The following is a 14,292-nucleotide window of genomic DNA, read 5'->3' as shown; positions in this document are numbered from 1 at the left end:
GTCAGTCCAGCCAGCCGCGCAGTCGCGCATGATCGAGAAAACGGTAGACGTCGGTCGCGAGATCCGACTGCATGAACAGGCGCTCGAGCTCGCCGATGATGTCGTCCAGTTCGCGCGTGCCGTCGCAGCGCGCGAGAATCTCGCCCGCGCTCGGGTTGAGCTTGACCATGCCCTCCGGATAGAGCAGCACGTACGCATCCTGGGCCGCCTCCCATTGCAGGCGGTACATGCCCCTGAGGCAGGGGCGCAGCGGCACGCCGCTGGCGGCTTCGATCGCGTTCATCACGGGTAGGCCTTTTCGACGGCGTCGAGCATCGACCACAGGATGTCGAGCTTGAATTGCAGAATGCCGAGCGCGCGCTGCTGCGCGTCCGGTGTCGTGAAATGCGCGAGCGTGACCGCGAGCCCATGCTCGACGTCGCGCTGCGCGAGCGGCACGCGGCTGCGGAAGTAATGCAGCCCGGCCGGCTCGATCCACGGGTAATGCGACGGCCAGCCGGCGAGCCGGTCGAGATGGATCTGCGGCGCGAACATCTCGGTCAGCGACGAGCACACGGCTTCCTGCCACGGCGCGCGCCGCGCGAAGTTCACGTACGCGTCCACCGCGAAACGCACGCCGGGCAGCACGTGTTCGAGCGACCACAGTTCGTCGCGCGTCAGGCCGCACGCTTCGCCGAGCCGCACCCACGCCTCGATGCCGCCTGCGTTGTCGCCCTGCCCGTCGTGGTCGATCAGCCGCTGGATCCAGCGGCGCCGCGTGTCGCGATCGGGACAGTTCGACAGGATCGCCGCATCCTTGAGCGGAATGCAGATCTGGTAGTAGAAGCGGTTCGCGACCCAGCCGCGGATCTGCGCGGGCGAACAGGCGCCGCTGTTGAGCCGCCGGTTGAACGGATGATGGATGTGATAGCGCGATTCGAGCGCACGCAGGCGCGCCTCGAATTCGGTCGCGGTCCAGGGCGTCGCGTGCAACGCCGTAGCGGGGATCGGTGCGTTCATCGTCAGACCTGGAATTGCATGCCGTCGTGCGCGACGTCGATGCCGTGCGCGCGCAGGTGCGCGTGCTCGACGGAATGCGGATCGAGAATCGGGTTCGTGTTGTTGATGTGCGTGAGCACCTTGCGCGTTCGCGCAGGCAGCGTGTCGAGCCAGTCGATCATGCCGGGCTGCCCGTGTTCCGCGCACTGCGCGAGATGCCCCATGTCGGCCGCATGCTTGTGCGACAGGCCGAGATCGATCATCTCGGTCCCGGTCCAGAACGTGCCGTCCACCAGCACGAGATCGGCGCCGTCCATGGCCGCGCGTACCTCGTCGGTGACCGACGCGAGCCCCGGCGCATAGAACGCGCGCCGCCCGCTCGCGACGTCCTCGATCGACAGCGCGATGTTGTCGCCGGGTGCGGCCGACGCACGCCGCGGCGAATAAGGCGGCGGCTTGCTGTCGACCGCGATCGCGGTGAACCGGATCCCGCTCGCCGCCGGCACCGCGAACGGCTCGCCGGGCGCGATCGTATGCGCGGCGACGCCGCAGTAATGGCCGAGCAGCGGCACGAGCGGCAAGCCGGTCGACAGGTCGTCGAGCACCGGCGCGCTCGCGTAGAGCGGCAGCGGCGTCGAGCGCTCGCGCAGCATCAGCAGGCCCGTCACGTGATCGATCTGCGCGTCGCACAGCACGACGGCGGCGATGCCGCTGTCGCGGATCGCGCGTGCCGGTTGCAGGTCCGGGTCCGCGCGCAACTGGGAAAGAATGTCGGGCGACGCATTGACGAGGACCCAGTCGATGCCGTCGTCGCTGACCGCGATCGACGACTGCGTGCGCGGCAGCACGTGGCCGCTTCCGCTGCGTGCACGGCGGCAGTTCGCGCAATTGCAGTTCCATTGCGGCAGCCCGCCGCCGGCTCCCGAGCCGAGTATCTTGATCTTCATGGGCGTCAGCTCCCGAGGCCGCCCGCGCCGACCACGGCGAAACGGGCGGCACGCACGGCGATCAGCGGTTGGCGATGTACATCGTGATTTCGAAGCCGAAGCGCAGGTCGGTGTAAGACGGTGTCGTCCACTGCATGGTGTGTCTCCTGTTGAGTTGATGAGTTGATGTGTTGCCGGATGAATCGAACGACCGCGGCAATCGAGCGGTCGGTTCCTCTTCAGCAAGGAGCGTGCCGAAGCGGTATTTCGGCGGCGCCGCGGCGGTAGACGGCCGTCTTCCGGGCATCGGCGCGGAAACCTTACGAATCGCCGACACGATTCGCGCGAATGCGGTCCGCCACCCCGGCGACGCGATGTCCGCGAGTGGTGACAGGTGTTGAATCGTTGAACACCGGTGTTGCAACTTGACACACCGGCTGTGACAGGTCGCGCACGGCGCGACGGCCGCGCGTCAGCTCTCTTCCGACGGATGGCGTCCCGCGTCGGCGGCCGGCATCTTCCGGTAGATCGTGTTGCGCGACACGCCGAGCGCGCGCGCCGCGGCGGACACGTTGCCGCCATGACGCGCGAGCGCGGCGGCGATCGCGGACGCGGCGACGTCCTGCAGGCGCGCGTCGGCGAGCGGCAACGCGTCCGCGACGCCAGGCCCGGCGCTCGCCGCGGCAAGCGAATCGGGCGCCGCCTGCACGGGCTGCGCATCGCCGCGCCGCAGGTCGTCGAAGAAATCGTCCGGCAGGTGCTCGCGGCGGATTTCGCCGTCGTCGTCGACCATCGCGGCCGCCGTGCGCAGCAGGTTGCCGAGCTGGCGGAAGTTGCCCGGCCACGTGCAGCGCACGAACAACTCCATCACGTCCGGCGCGACCGACAGCGGCGGCCGGCCCGGGCCCGCGAACGCTTCCCGCTGCAGCATCTTCTGCACGACGACCGCGAGATCGGTGCGGTCGCGCAACGGCGGCAGGCGCACCACGAGGCCGTTCAGCCGGTAGTAGAGATCCTCGCGAAAACGGTTCTGCGCGATCATGTCGCGCAAATCGCGGTGCGTCGCGCAGATGATCGCGATGTCCACGGCGATCGTCTTCGTCGACCCGAGCGGGTTGACGAGGCGCTCCTGCAGCACGCGCAGCAGCCGCACCTGCAGCGGATACGGCATGTCGCCGATCTCGTCGAGGAACAGCGTGCCGCCGTTCGCCTGCAGCAGCTTGCCGATCGCGCCCTTGCGGCGCGCGCCGGTGAACGCGCCTTCCTCGTAACCGAACAGCTCGGACTCGATCAGCGTCTCCGGAATCGATGCGCAATTGACCGCGACGAACGGCGCGTCGCGCCGCGGCGAGTCGTTGTGGATCGCCTGCGCGAGCAGCTCCTTGCCGGTGCCGGTCTCGCCGGTGATCAGGATCGGGATGTCCTTGCCGATCACCTTGCGCACCTTCGCGATCACGCACGCGACCTGCGCATCGCCGGTGTCGAGATAGTTGAGCCGCGACAGGCCGGCCGACGTGCCCGCCGCCGGCGCGGGCACCGCGTTCGCGCGCGCGGCCGGCGCCGCCGCGTCGTGCACGTCGGTCGGCCGGCTGCCTTCGGCGAGCGTCGCGCGGCGAAAGTGCACGCGCGCGCAGACCACCGCGCCGTTGCCGAGATTCAGCATCAGGTGCCGGTCGGTGCTCGCGCGCATGCGGTCGATCAGCTGCGCGCTGGTGACGTCGAACAGCGACGACAGCGTGTGCGCGCGCAGCGCGGCGAGCGGCATGCCGAGCTGGAACTGCGCGCTGCGATTGGCCGACAGGAAGCGGCCGTCGGCCGTGAACGCGACGATCCCCTCCATCAGCGTGCCGAGGAACTCCGGGCGGCCATGGAACGACACCTGCAGCGTTTCCTGAAAGGTCGTCGTAAACAGATGATTCTCGATCATCTGCACCGACATCTTCGCGAGCGCCATCGTGTGCTGGTGATAGCTGCGGTGGTCGCCCGTCACGTCGAGCACGCCGATCGCGTCGCCGTACGGATCGAGGATCGGCACGCTCGAACAGGTCAGGAAGCGGTTCGCGGCCAGGAAGTGCTGGTCGCCGTGGACGACCATCGGACACAGCTCGGCCAGCGCCGTGCCGATCGCGTTGGTGCCCTGGCGACTCTCCGCCCAGTTCGCGCCGGGACGCAGCGCGACCTTCTCCGCGCGGCGCAGGAAATCGTCGTCGCCGATCGAATGCAGGATCAGCCCTTCCGCATCGGTCAGCACGATCATGCTCTGCGTGTTGACGATCTGCTCATGCAGCGTCTCCATCACCGGCATCGCGTGCACGCACAGCACCCGGCTCTGCTCGCGCTTGAGCACCAGTGCCGCGTTCGACAGCACGTCGTAGTCGGGCCGTGCCGATACCTGCAGGCCGAACGTCTCCGAGCGCTCGTGGGCCTTCTGGATCGACGGCGCGGGCCAGCCAGCGGGATGCGCGGCCCGTGATCCGGCCGCCTGCTCTACGTCATCGCGCATTGTCTCCTCCGGGGGATCCTTCCGGTCAACTGCCGGACTCTTTGCCGTCGTTGCAAGCAAGCATCGGGCCACACCGGCGCCGCGGCATACATTGAAAGCTCGATGTAATGAATCGTCCGGGCAGAGCGTGTCGCGTCGCGCGACGGCCAGGCCTTCGTGATACCGTGATTTCCCGACGCGTGACTACCCGTGCGAATCCGGATCTTCGCGGCTGACGCGTTTCTGGCTCGCTTCTCGCTTTGTCGCAGGGCAAGCCCGGCCACCGCCACGCCGCCGATGACTCCCCCCTCTCGTACCCTATCGACATGACGCGTCGCCCGACTCGATCCACGCCATCGCCCGCGCCGCGGGCCTTGCCCGATACCCCAGCGTCATCGGCCACGCCCGCGCGCCGGCACCTGCACCGCGACGCGCAATCGATCGCCTTCGCCGTGGCCGGCGCCGCGCAGGGCCACCCGGTCGTCGTGCTGCACGGCGGCCCCGGCAGCGGCAGCCAGGCCGGCATCCTGCGGCTGTTCGACCTCAGCCGCTTGCGCGTCGTGCTCGTCGACCAGCGCGGCGCGGGTGCGTCGGGGCCGCGCGGCGGCACGCGCCACAACACCACCGCCCGGCTGATCGCGGATCTGGAGGCGGTGCGCGAGCAGCTCGGCATTGCACGCTGGGGAGTCGTCGGCGGATCGTGGGGCGCGGCGCTCGCGCTCGCATATGCGGGCACGCATCCGGCGCGGGTCTCGGGCGTCGTGCTGCGCGGCCTGTTCCTGACGTCGCGACGCGAAATCCGCGGACTCTTCATGACGTCCCGCACGCGTGCGCCGCGCGAGTGGCGGCGCCTGCATGCAGCGGCCGGCGGCGGCCGGCCGGATCGCCTGCTGTCGCGCTGCGCTGCCGGGCTGCGCCCGGGCGCGAACACAGCCCGCCAGCGCGCAGTGGCGCTCGCGTGGCACGCATACGAAAGCGCGATCCTCGCATCAGTGCGAACGCGCCGCTCGCCCGCCCGCACGATCCGTTCGAACCAGACCGTCGGCCGTCTGATCGACAAATACCGGGTTCAAGCGCACTACCTGCAACATGACTGCTGGCTGGGCGAGCGCCGCGTGCTCGCGCTCGCGCGACGCGCCGCGCAAGCCGGCGTGCCGCTGTTCGCCGCGCACGGGAGGCACGATCCCGTGTGCCCGGTCGGCAACGTCGAACGTCTCGCGCGGGCCACACCCGAAGCGGAAATCGAACGCGTGCAGGCCGGGCATCTGGCAAGCGACCCGGCATTGGCGCGCAGCGTCGCACGCGCCGTCAATGCGATGTTCGCGACGGTGCCGCTCACGTGACGGCCCCGCGCCCGTTCGTGTCATGACGCGACGACACACGCAAGCGCGCCACACGCGATCGCGCGCCGCTCAATCCCACGCGTAGCGCACGCCGACCCACGCGCCGCGCGGCGCACCCGGCCCGACGAACTGTTCGTTCACCGGACGGGCGCCGTCGAATGTATGGTTCGGCCCGTTGAAGAAATTCTGGCCGAGTGCGCCGAAGCTCGCGTAGCGCTTGTCGAGCAGGTTCGTCACGCTCGCGAACACCTCGAACCGCTTCGTGATCCGGTAACGCATGTCGAGATCGACCAGCACGTAGCCGGCAAGCCGGCCGTTCACGTCCCCGTTGTTCTCGTCGCCGCGTGCATACACGCCGCCGCGCCAGGTCACGTTCGCGCCGATGTCCCACGCGGGCGTCGCCGCGTAGTCGAGCCGCAGTTTCACCGTATGCGCGGGAATGCCGGGGATGCGATCGCCCGGCTTGACCGTCACGTTGCCGTTCGCGTCGGCCGTCGAATTCGCCGGGCTGTGTTCGGTCCACGACGATCGGTAGGTTGCGTCGACATAGCTGTACGACAGCCCGACACCGAGCGGGCCGACCCGCGTGCGGCCGGCGAGCTCGATACCCTGCCGCCGCGTATCGCCGACGTTGCGGAAGTAGCCCTGTGCGCTGGCCGGGCTGCTGATGAACTGGATATCGTCGGTCAGCGTCGTGCGGTAGGCTGCGGCGCTCCAGGTCGTCGCCGCGCCGATGCGGCCGCGCATGCCGGCCTCGAACGTCTTCGAGATCACCGGCTCGAGCGGCGGGTCGGCGATGAAGTCGTTCGGCAGCGAGCACGGCGCGGCCGGGTCCGCGCACGCGAGCTCGATCGCGGTCGGCGAACGCATGCCTTCGTTGTACGTCGCATAGGCGGTCAAGCCCGGCACCGGGTTCCAGTTGAGTCCGACAGCCGGGTTGAAGCGCGAGAACACATGGCTGCCGTCGAGCAGCGGCTGCACGCCGCTCTCGTCGCCGATCCGCGCTTTCGACCAGTCGTAGCGGCCCGACAGCGTCAGCGTCCAGTGCGGCGTCAGCGACAGCGCATCGCTCAGGTACACACCGACGTTCGCATTGCGCGTCTTCGCGCTGGTCTGCGGAACGAAATCGCCGATGCCGATCGCCGCGCGCGCATCGGTAAACGATGCGTCCTGCGACGACGCGACGTAGCTCGAATTCGCGACATCGGCCGAGACGCCCGCGACCAGCCGGTTCGCCATCCCGCCCAGCTTGCCGAGCAGCGTGAGTTGCACGCTGCCGCCGTAGCTGTCGGTGACGATCGTCGATTGCGCATTGCTGCCCTGCACCGTATCGATCGCGCCGTCCTCGTCCACCGATCCGTAATCCGTATTGTTGTTGCTGCTCGTGTTGGTGTTGCGCAGGTGCCGGTAGTACGCGTTGCCGCTCAGCTCGACGTGCTCGCCGAAAAATCGCTCGCCCGACAGTGTCAGGTAGCCGGCGCTGTTGCGGTTACGGTCCGGATACGTATACGCCTGCTTCCGGTTGTCGAGGAACGAGCGCGGGATCGTCTGGGTGCCGGACAGCGTGTTGTCCGCGCCGCCCGCGGCAATCGACAGCGTCGTGTCCGCATCGGTGTAGCGCAGCTTGCCGAACGCCTGCCGCACGCGGCTCGCGTTATGGTCGGCCCAGCCGCCGTCGTTCGCGACGTTCGCGGTCGCGTAGTAGTCGAGGTTCGAGCCGATCGTGCCGCCCTGCTCGACGCTGGCGGTCTTGCGGCCCCATGAGCCGCCCGACACCTCCGCTTCGCCGCCCGGGTTCGACCTGCCGTTCTTCGTCGTGATCGCGAGCGCACCGCCGAGCGTGTTGAGCCCGTACACCGGGTTCGAGCCCGGAATCAGCTGCACGCGGTCGATCGCCTGCATGGGCAGGATGTCCCAGTTCACGACGTCGCCGAACGGCTCGTTCACGCGCACGCCGTCGACGAACACCGACAACCCCTGCGGCGTGCCGAGCAGCGGCGACGCGGCGAAGCCGCGATAGTTGACGTCCGCCTGATACGGGTTGCCCTGTGCGTCCGAGATCGTCACGCTCGGCAGGTTCGCGGCGAAGAAATCGGCGAGCGTCGCGCGGTGCTGCGCGTCGAGTTCCGCCGCGCGCACCGTCTGCACGTTCGCCGGCACCTTCGACAGCGGCGTGCCGATCCCGGGCAGCGGCGTCGTGCCGACGACGACCACCGCGGGCAGCACGACGGCCGGCGGCTCGGCCGGCGCAATCGTGCCGCCGTCCGCCGGCTGCTGCGCGCGCACGCTGCCGGGCGGCAAACCGAACAGCGCCAACGTGCCAACGGTCACGCCAACGCATCGCGCACGCCGGCCATGCCGCATCGCGCCGTACCACCCGGCGGCCTTTGGTCTCCTGATCATTCCGTTGTCTCCGCACTTTTATTCCGCCGGCGCGTGCGATGCACCGCACGGCGACGGGTTGTCGCGAAGCCGGCGTGCGAGAACCGTGCCAGCACCGCGAGCATGAACGGTGCACGCCGCGCCGCGCATCACTCGGGTACGCGATGCGCGCGACCGGCGCGCCGCTGTCCGGCCGACTGCGCCACCTGTCATGTTTGGCAACACTTCACGCGCGACGGTGTACCTGAATGCAACACCTGCGTCGACGTCGCCGCGCACGCCGTCGCTCGACGCATCGCCTGCGATGCGCCGGTGTGCCGCACCGTACCGGCTTCCGGCCGCGATGGCATGCGACTTGCGTAACGGGCAGGGCACTCGGCCCGGAAACCCCAACCGTGCCGGCGCGACGCAACGTTCGCGGCGGTGCGACCACAATGACCCAGGAGACAACCATGAAGAAACTCTCGGCTTCAGCGAGCCGGCTGGCGACGATCGGAATCGCGGTGGCGGCCGCCGTCGCGCTGACCCCCGGCCTCGTCGAAGCGGCCGCGGACTACCCGGCCGTGACCTACCAGCGCCTGACCGATGCACACGGCGACCCGGGCTGGCTGACCTACTACCGCACCTACGACGGCCGCTCGCATTCTCCGCTCAAGCAGATCGACGCGTCGAACGCGAAGGATCTCAAGCAGGTGTGGGCGTACAAGTTCCCCGCCGACCTGAAGCAGGGCTTCGAGGCCACGCCGATCGTCAACGGCAACTATCTGTTCGTGACGACGCCGAAGGACAACGTCTACGCATTCGATGCGAAGACCGGCAAGCAGTTGTGGAAATACGAGCCGAAGCTCGGCGCGGCCTCGTTCAAGACCGCGTGCTGCGACGTCGTCAACCGCGGCGTCGCGCTGTACGGCAAGAACGTCTACATCGCGATGCTGAACGGCGAAGTCGCGGCGCTCGACGCGCAGACCGGCAATCTCGTGTGGAAGAAGCAGATGTTCGAGCCGGGCCTCGGCTACGCGTTCTCGCTCGCGCCGCTCGCGATCGACGGCGCGATCATCGTCGGCACGTCCGGCGGCGAATACGGGATTCGCGGCTACATCGCCGCGCTGAATCCGGAGGACGGCTCGCAGGTCTGGAAACGCTACACGATCCCCGCCGCCGGCGAAAAGGGCGCGGAAACCTGGCCCGACGGCATGCAGAGCCATGGCGGCGGCGCCGCATGGCTCACGGGCACGTACGACGCCGCGTCGCGCACGCTGTACTGGGGGGTCGGCAACCCCGGCCCGTGGCTCGCGGCGCTGCGCCCGGGCGACAACCTGTATTCCGACTCGCTGCTCGCGCTCGATGCGAAGAGCGGCAACCTGAAGTGGCACTACCAGTACACGAACAACGACACGTGGGACTACGACGGCGTGAACGCGGCCGTCCTCGCGGACATCAAGTACAAGGGCAAGGACTACGACGCGATCATCCACGCCGACCGCAACGGCTTCTTCCACGCGATCGACCGCACGACCGGCAAGCTGATCTACGCGACGCCGTTCGTGAAGGCATTGTCGGTCACCGGCTACACGGAAGACGGCAAGCCGATCCAGGACGCGTCGAAGTTCCCGAAGGCCGGCACGACGATCGAGACGTGCCCGAGCTTCCTCGGCGGCAAGAACTGGTGGTCGATCTCGTACGACCAGGAACGCAACATCGCGGTCGTGCCGGCGCTGCATGCGTGCATGAGCCTGACCGGCAAGTCGGTCAGCTACATGGAAGGCCTGCCGTACCTCGGCGAAGGCTTCGAGATCAAGCCCGAACCGGGCAGCGAAGGCTACGGCGAGCTGACGGCCATCGACGTGAACACCGGCAAGAAGCTGTGGAGCCACTGGTCGAAGAAACCGTGGAACGGCGGCGTCGCGACCACCGCGAGCGGTCTCGCGTTCAGCGGCTCGCTCGACGGCCACCTGTACGCGTTCGACACGGCGACCGGCAAGGTGCTGTGGGAAAGCCCGCAACTGGCGAGCGGCATCATTTCGCAGCCGTCGGTGTACGAGGTCGACGGCAAGGAGTATGTCGCGGTGCTCGCCGGCTACGGCGGCGCGAACCCGATCTGGGGCGGCCCGATGGCCGACATCGCGAAGGACGTTCCGCGCGGCGGCACGCTCTACGTGTTCGCGCTGAACTGACCCGGCGCCACGCCCGAGTCGCGCCCGCATGCGCCCGATGCGGGCGCGACGCCCCACCCGCTTCAACCGGAAACACGACCATGAATACTCGTCTCACTTCCGTTGCCGTCGCCAGTCTGCTCGCCGTGGGCGTGGCGCTGACACCGGCAACCGCATCGGCCGGCGTGCGCATCTGCACGCTGCCTGGCAGCCCGACCACCACGCTCGATCGCGCCGTCGCGCGCGAAGTGTTCCGCACCGCGGGCATCGCCGCGACCTTCAACACACGTGGCGTCGACGACAACGGCGACGACGACGGCATCTCCGCCAGCGAACTGACGAAATCGCTCGAACGCGACTGCGACGTGATCGCCGGCTTCCCGCGTTCGGCCATCGCCGATGCGTCGGGATCGAAGATGACGTTCTCGCGGGGCTATCTGCGCTCCGGCTACGTCAGCGTGTCGCTGCGCGATGCGCCCGCGCCGTCCGGCGCGAAGGAAACGATCGCGGCCACCTACGGCAGCCCGTCGCAGCTGATCGCCGCGCAGCAGACGAATGCCCGCTTCGATCTCGAGAACACGAGCGAGAAAACGATCGGCGCGCTCGCCGCGGGCCGCGCGCAACGCGCGATCGTCTGGTATCCGAGCGTCGTCGCGTACGAGCGTGCGCATCCGAAACAACGGTTCCAGGTGGCGGCGACGTCGTCGCCGTACTCCGACTGGCAACTGTCGTTCGCGTTCGGGCCGGGCAAGGACGCGCTGCAAAAGCGCATCGACGCCACGCTGTCGCAACTGAGCGGCAACGGCCGCCTCGCGTCGCTCACGCGCGGCTGGACGCTACCCGACGGCATCGCGCAAGCCGCCGCCTCGCGCGTGCCCGGCCGGTTTCTCGACGGCGCGATCGCGTCCGCGCAGCGGCCCGGCTTCATCAAGGTGTCGACGAGCGAAGGCAGCGGCGTCCCGTCGTTCGACCAGGCTCAGGTCCAGCACGGCAAGAAGCTCTACGGCGATGCGTGCGCGAAATGCCACGGCGACCAGCTCGAGGGCAATACCGCACCCGCGCTGAGCGGGGAATCGTTCGCGCCCGAAGGCAAGTCGCACATCACGGTCGGCGGCATCTTCCTGTACATGTCGAGCAACATGCCGGCCGATCGCCCCGGCAAGATGACCGCACAGGAATACGAGGATCTGATGGCGTTCCTGCTTTATTCGAACGGCTACGACGCGTCGAAGAGCAAGCTGACCGCCGAGATCGCCAACGCGTCGAAGGCGCCGCTGATCGCCGGACCGCGCAAGTAACCGCTCCACCCGCTTTCGTTTCGATCGACCGCCGCGCCGGGCAACATGCCCGGCGCGCGGGCCGGGCTTTTTCGTTCATTTCATTCAGGACCGCATCATGATCTCCCGTCATCGCAGAACCTTCTTCGTGCAGGCCGCCGGCCTGTGCGCCGCGCTCGCGGCCGGCACGCGCGCATTCGCCGCCGCTCCGCCCGTCGACGAAAACGACGCGACGGCGAAGACGCTCGGCTACCGCGCCAAGGCGACGACCGTCGACGCCGGCAAGTTCCCGAAGTACCAGGCCGGCCAGACGTGTGCGAACTGCCGCTTCTACAAGGCCGCCGCGGGCGAATCCTCGGGGACGTGCCCGATGTTCGCGGGCAAGACGGTTGCCGCGGAAGGCTGGTGCAACGTCTATGCCAAGCTCGCTTGACGCCGGGCCCGCTCGCGAACGCGACGGCGCGCCGTCGCCGTGTCGCGGCGCCCACGCCGACCGCGCCGCGCATCTGCATGCGCTGATCGCGCTGGGCATCGATCGCGGCTACGTGACGCACGGCGAAATCGCCGATGCGTTGCCCGACGACGCGACCGACGGCGCGGATGTGGACGCCGCCGCGTCGATGCTGCGCGAGCTCGGCATCGACGTACGCGAGCATGCCGGCGCGCACACCGCATGGACGCTCGACCGTCATTTCGCGCAAGTGACGGAAGTCGCGTCGCCGCTCGCCGACGCATCGACGCCGCTCGTGGCCGACGATCTGCTCGCGGGCCGGACCAACGACCCGATCCGGCTCTATCTGCGGGAAATGAGCGCGACGCCGCTGCTCGAACGCGACGAAGAGATCGCGCTCGCGGTTCGTCTCGAAAGCGGCCGCGCGGCATGCATCGACGCGTTGAGCCGCGATCCGGCGGCACTCGCCGCCGTCGCGGCGATCGCGGACGACATCCGCGCCGGCAAGGTGGCGGCGTCGGTTTACGTGACGGGGTTTGCCGGCGATGCCGAATCGGCCGCAAGTGCGCCGACGACGTTACCCGACGATCCACGCATGGCCTCACCCGCGCCCGACGACGACGCAGGCGTTGCCCTCGACAGCCCCGCATGGCGCGATACGGTCGTCGAAGCACTCGAACGCGCCGGTGCACCGGCATCGGCGATGCAGCACGCATTGCACGCGGACGGCTTCGCGTCCACCGCTTACCGGGCGCGGCTGCGCGAGGCGGCCGCGTCGACCGGCCGCATCCGCTTCACCTCGCGCGCGATCGAGCGTATCAGGCAAGCGAACGGCGAGCGCGCGACTCAGGCGCGCACGCTCGAAAAACGGCTCGTCGACACGCTGGTCGCCACGGGCATCCCGCTCGATGCCGCGCGCCACGAACTCTTCGCGCCGTGCGACGACGTACGCGCATGGCTGCACACATGCAGCGCCGCGCATCCCGACTGCGCCGCCACCCTAGCCCGCCACGCACCGGCGCTGATCGACGCGCGCGGCGCGCTCGCTCGCCTCGCGGCGCAGTCTCCGTTGCCGCTCGACATCGCGATCGCGCTCGACGCGCGGCTCTCGCGGATCGAGCGCGCGATGCAGCCCGCGAGAACGAAGCTGTTCCAGAGCAATCTGCGGCTCGTCGTGTCGGTCGCCAAACGCTATGCCGACCGCGGCCTGCCGTTCGCCGATCTGATCCAGGAAGGCAATATCGGCCTGATGAAGGCCGTCGATCGCTACGATCACCGGCGCGGCTTCAAATTCTCGACGTATGCGACGTGGTGGATCCGGCAGGCGATCACGCATGCGCTCGCCGATCTGGGGCGCACGATCCGCGTGCCCGCACATACGGTCGATTCGCTCAACAAGCTGTCACGGCTCGCGCGCATCCATCGGCAACGGACCGGCGACGTCGCCGACGCACGAGCGCTCTCCACGCAGATGCGGCTGCCGGTCGACAAGGTGCGCGAGCTGATGAGCATCGTGCGCGAGCCGATCTCCGCCGACCTGCCGGTTTCGCCCGATCACGACCTCACGTTGTGCGACGTCACGATCGACGCCGTCGCGCCGACGCCGGAAGAAGCCGCGAGCGCCGGTCAGTTGCGCGCGGCGGTTGCCGAGCTGATCGACAGCCTGCCGGTACGCGAAGCGTGGATTCTGCGCCTGCGGTACGGCATCGACGTCGACAACGAGTATTCGCTGCGCGAGATCGGCCGGCAACTGAACCTGTCGGCCGAGCGCGTTCGTCAGCTCGAGGTATCGGCGCTCGAACGCATCCGGCAATTCAGGCACGCACCGGCACTTCGCTCGTTGCTCGCCTGACGCGGCGGTGCCGGACGATCACCCGCCGGCTCGCCTCAACTGCTCAGGACTGCAACACGACCTGCTGCATTTCTGAACGCCGCGCCGCATCGCGCTACCGTCCGCGATGCCGCCGCTTAGCCGGGAGCGGGCGCGACACGCCGGACTGTCGCGGCTTGCGCCGCATGCCCCCATCCGTCACGCGACTGGCACGCATGTTGCGTTTTCCCGAGCGCCGTCAGGAATCACATGAACGCATGGAGACACGCTTGTCCAAGATCGAATCGGTTCTTCACGAAACCCGTCAGTTCGCGCCGCCCGCGGCGCTCGAGAAGACGGCGACCATTTCCGGCATGCCGGCCTATCGCGCGCTCGTCGCCGAGGCCGAGCAGGATTACGAAGGCTTCTGGGCGCGTCTCGCGCGCGAAGGCCTCACGTGGCACAAGCCGTTCACGAAGGTGCTCGACGA

12 protein-coding genes are annotated in these 14,292 nt (G+C 68.7%); 6 read left to right on the top strand and 6 right to left on the bottom strand.

The annotated features are described in order from the left end of the window. Position 1 precedes the first annotated feature (1 nt). The 5 genes from pqqD to H0X95_RS15230 all read right to left on the bottom strand — a co-directional run bounded on the left by pqqD (position 2) and on the right by H0X95_RS15230 (position 4,407). Positions 2-283 carry a pyrroloquinoline quinone biosynthesis peptide chaperone PqqD gene (pqqD, locus tag H0X95_RS15250; RefSeq protein WP_006480620.1) on the bottom strand — a complete coding sequence of 94 codons (282 nt, stop codon included), beginning with the start codon at positions 281-283 and terminating at the stop codon, positions 2-4. Continuing rightward, positions 283-999, bottom strand: coding sequence for a pyrroloquinoline-quinone synthase PqqC (pqqC, locus tag H0X95_RS15245; protein WP_043206078.1), 717 nt, complete (start codon positions 997-999; stop codon positions 283-285). Before pqqC ends, pqqD begins: the two co-directional genes overlap by 1 nt. Before the next feature lie 2 nt (positions 1,000-1,001). Then, the gene (pqqB, locus tag H0X95_RS15240; RefSeq protein WP_006498717.1) at positions 1,002-1,925 is read right to left on the bottom strand and encodes a pyrroloquinoline quinone biosynthesis protein PqqB; all 924 of its coding nucleotides are present in this window, start codon (positions 1,923-1,925) and stop codon (positions 1,002-1,004) included. Between the two features lie 61 nt (positions 1,926-1,986). Continuing rightward, complete coding sequence (gene pqqA, locus H0X95_RS15235) at positions 1,987-2,061, bottom strand: pyrroloquinoline quinone precursor peptide PqqA (protein WP_006485436.1); 75 nt, start codon at positions 2,059-2,061, stop codon at positions 1,987-1,989. A gap of 315 nt (positions 2,062-2,376) precedes the next feature. Continuing rightward, positions 2,377-4,407, bottom strand: coding sequence for a sigma-54-dependent Fis family transcriptional regulator (locus H0X95_RS15230; protein WP_006498714.1), 2,031 nt, complete (start codon positions 4,405-4,407; stop codon positions 2,377-2,379). A 305-nt stretch (positions 4,408-4,712) separates the two neighbouring features. Between H0X95_RS15230 and H0X95_RS15225 the strand changes: the two genes are divergently transcribed. Beyond that, positions 4,713-5,729, top strand: coding sequence for an alpha/beta fold hydrolase (locus H0X95_RS15225; protein ID WP_059721809.1), 1,017 nt, complete (start codon positions 4,713-4,715; stop codon positions 5,727-5,729). A 69-nt stretch (positions 5,730-5,798) separates the two neighbouring features. Here the strand turns inward: H0X95_RS15225 and H0X95_RS15220 are convergent, their stop codons facing one another. Next, positions 5,799-8,132 (bottom strand): TonB-dependent receptor, encoded by a 2,334-nt coding sequence (locus H0X95_RS15220; protein WP_059721807.1) that lies wholly within the window; start codon positions 8,130-8,132, stop codon positions 5,799-5,801. A 431-nt stretch (positions 8,133-8,563) separates the two neighbouring features. On the opposite strand from H0X95_RS15220, the gene H0X95_RS15215 reads away from it, so the two are divergent. The 5 genes from H0X95_RS15215 to H0X95_RS15195 form a co-directional block, all read left to right on the top strand. Further along, positions 8,564-10,285 carry a methanol/ethanol family PQQ-dependent dehydrogenase gene (locus tag H0X95_RS15215; protein WP_059721806.1) on the top strand — a complete coding sequence of 574 codons (1,722 nt, stop codon included), beginning with the start codon at positions 8,564-8,566 and terminating at the stop codon, positions 10,283-10,285. 80 nt (positions 10,286-10,365) lie between these two features. Beyond that, positions 10,366-11,562: a c-type cytochrome gene (locus tag H0X95_RS15210; protein WP_059721804.1), complete on the top strand. Its 1,197-nt coding sequence runs from the start codon at positions 10,366-10,368 to the stop codon at positions 11,560-11,562. 97 nt (positions 11,563-11,659) lie between these two features. Continuing rightward, entirely contained in the window at positions 11,660-11,974 is a 315-nt protein-coding gene (locus tag H0X95_RS15205) for a high-potential iron-sulfur protein (RefSeq protein WP_006486122.1), read from the top strand. Then, complete coding sequence (locus H0X95_RS15200) at positions 11,958-13,844, top strand: sigma-70 family RNA polymerase sigma factor (protein WP_196446097.1); 1,887 nt, start codon at positions 11,958-11,960, stop codon at positions 13,842-13,844. Before H0X95_RS15205 ends, H0X95_RS15200 begins: the two co-directional genes overlap by 17 nt. Before the next feature lie 248 nt (positions 13,845-14,092). Next, positions 14,093-14,292 (top strand): acetyl-coenzyme A synthetase N-terminal domain-containing protein (locus H0X95_RS15195; protein WP_321162007.1); only part of this gene is annotated, 200 nt, incomplete at its 3' end.

Origin of the sequence: Burkholderia sp. 9779_493 (genome assembly GCF_015712215.1) — a bacterium.
Taxonomy (GTDB): domain Bacteria; phylum Pseudomonadota; class Gammaproteobacteria; order Burkholderiales; family Burkholderiaceae; genus Burkholderia; species Burkholderia cenocepacia.
The sequence above is the reverse complement of the archived record's forward strand: the minus strand, read 5'-3'. Positions and strand labels throughout refer to the sequence as shown.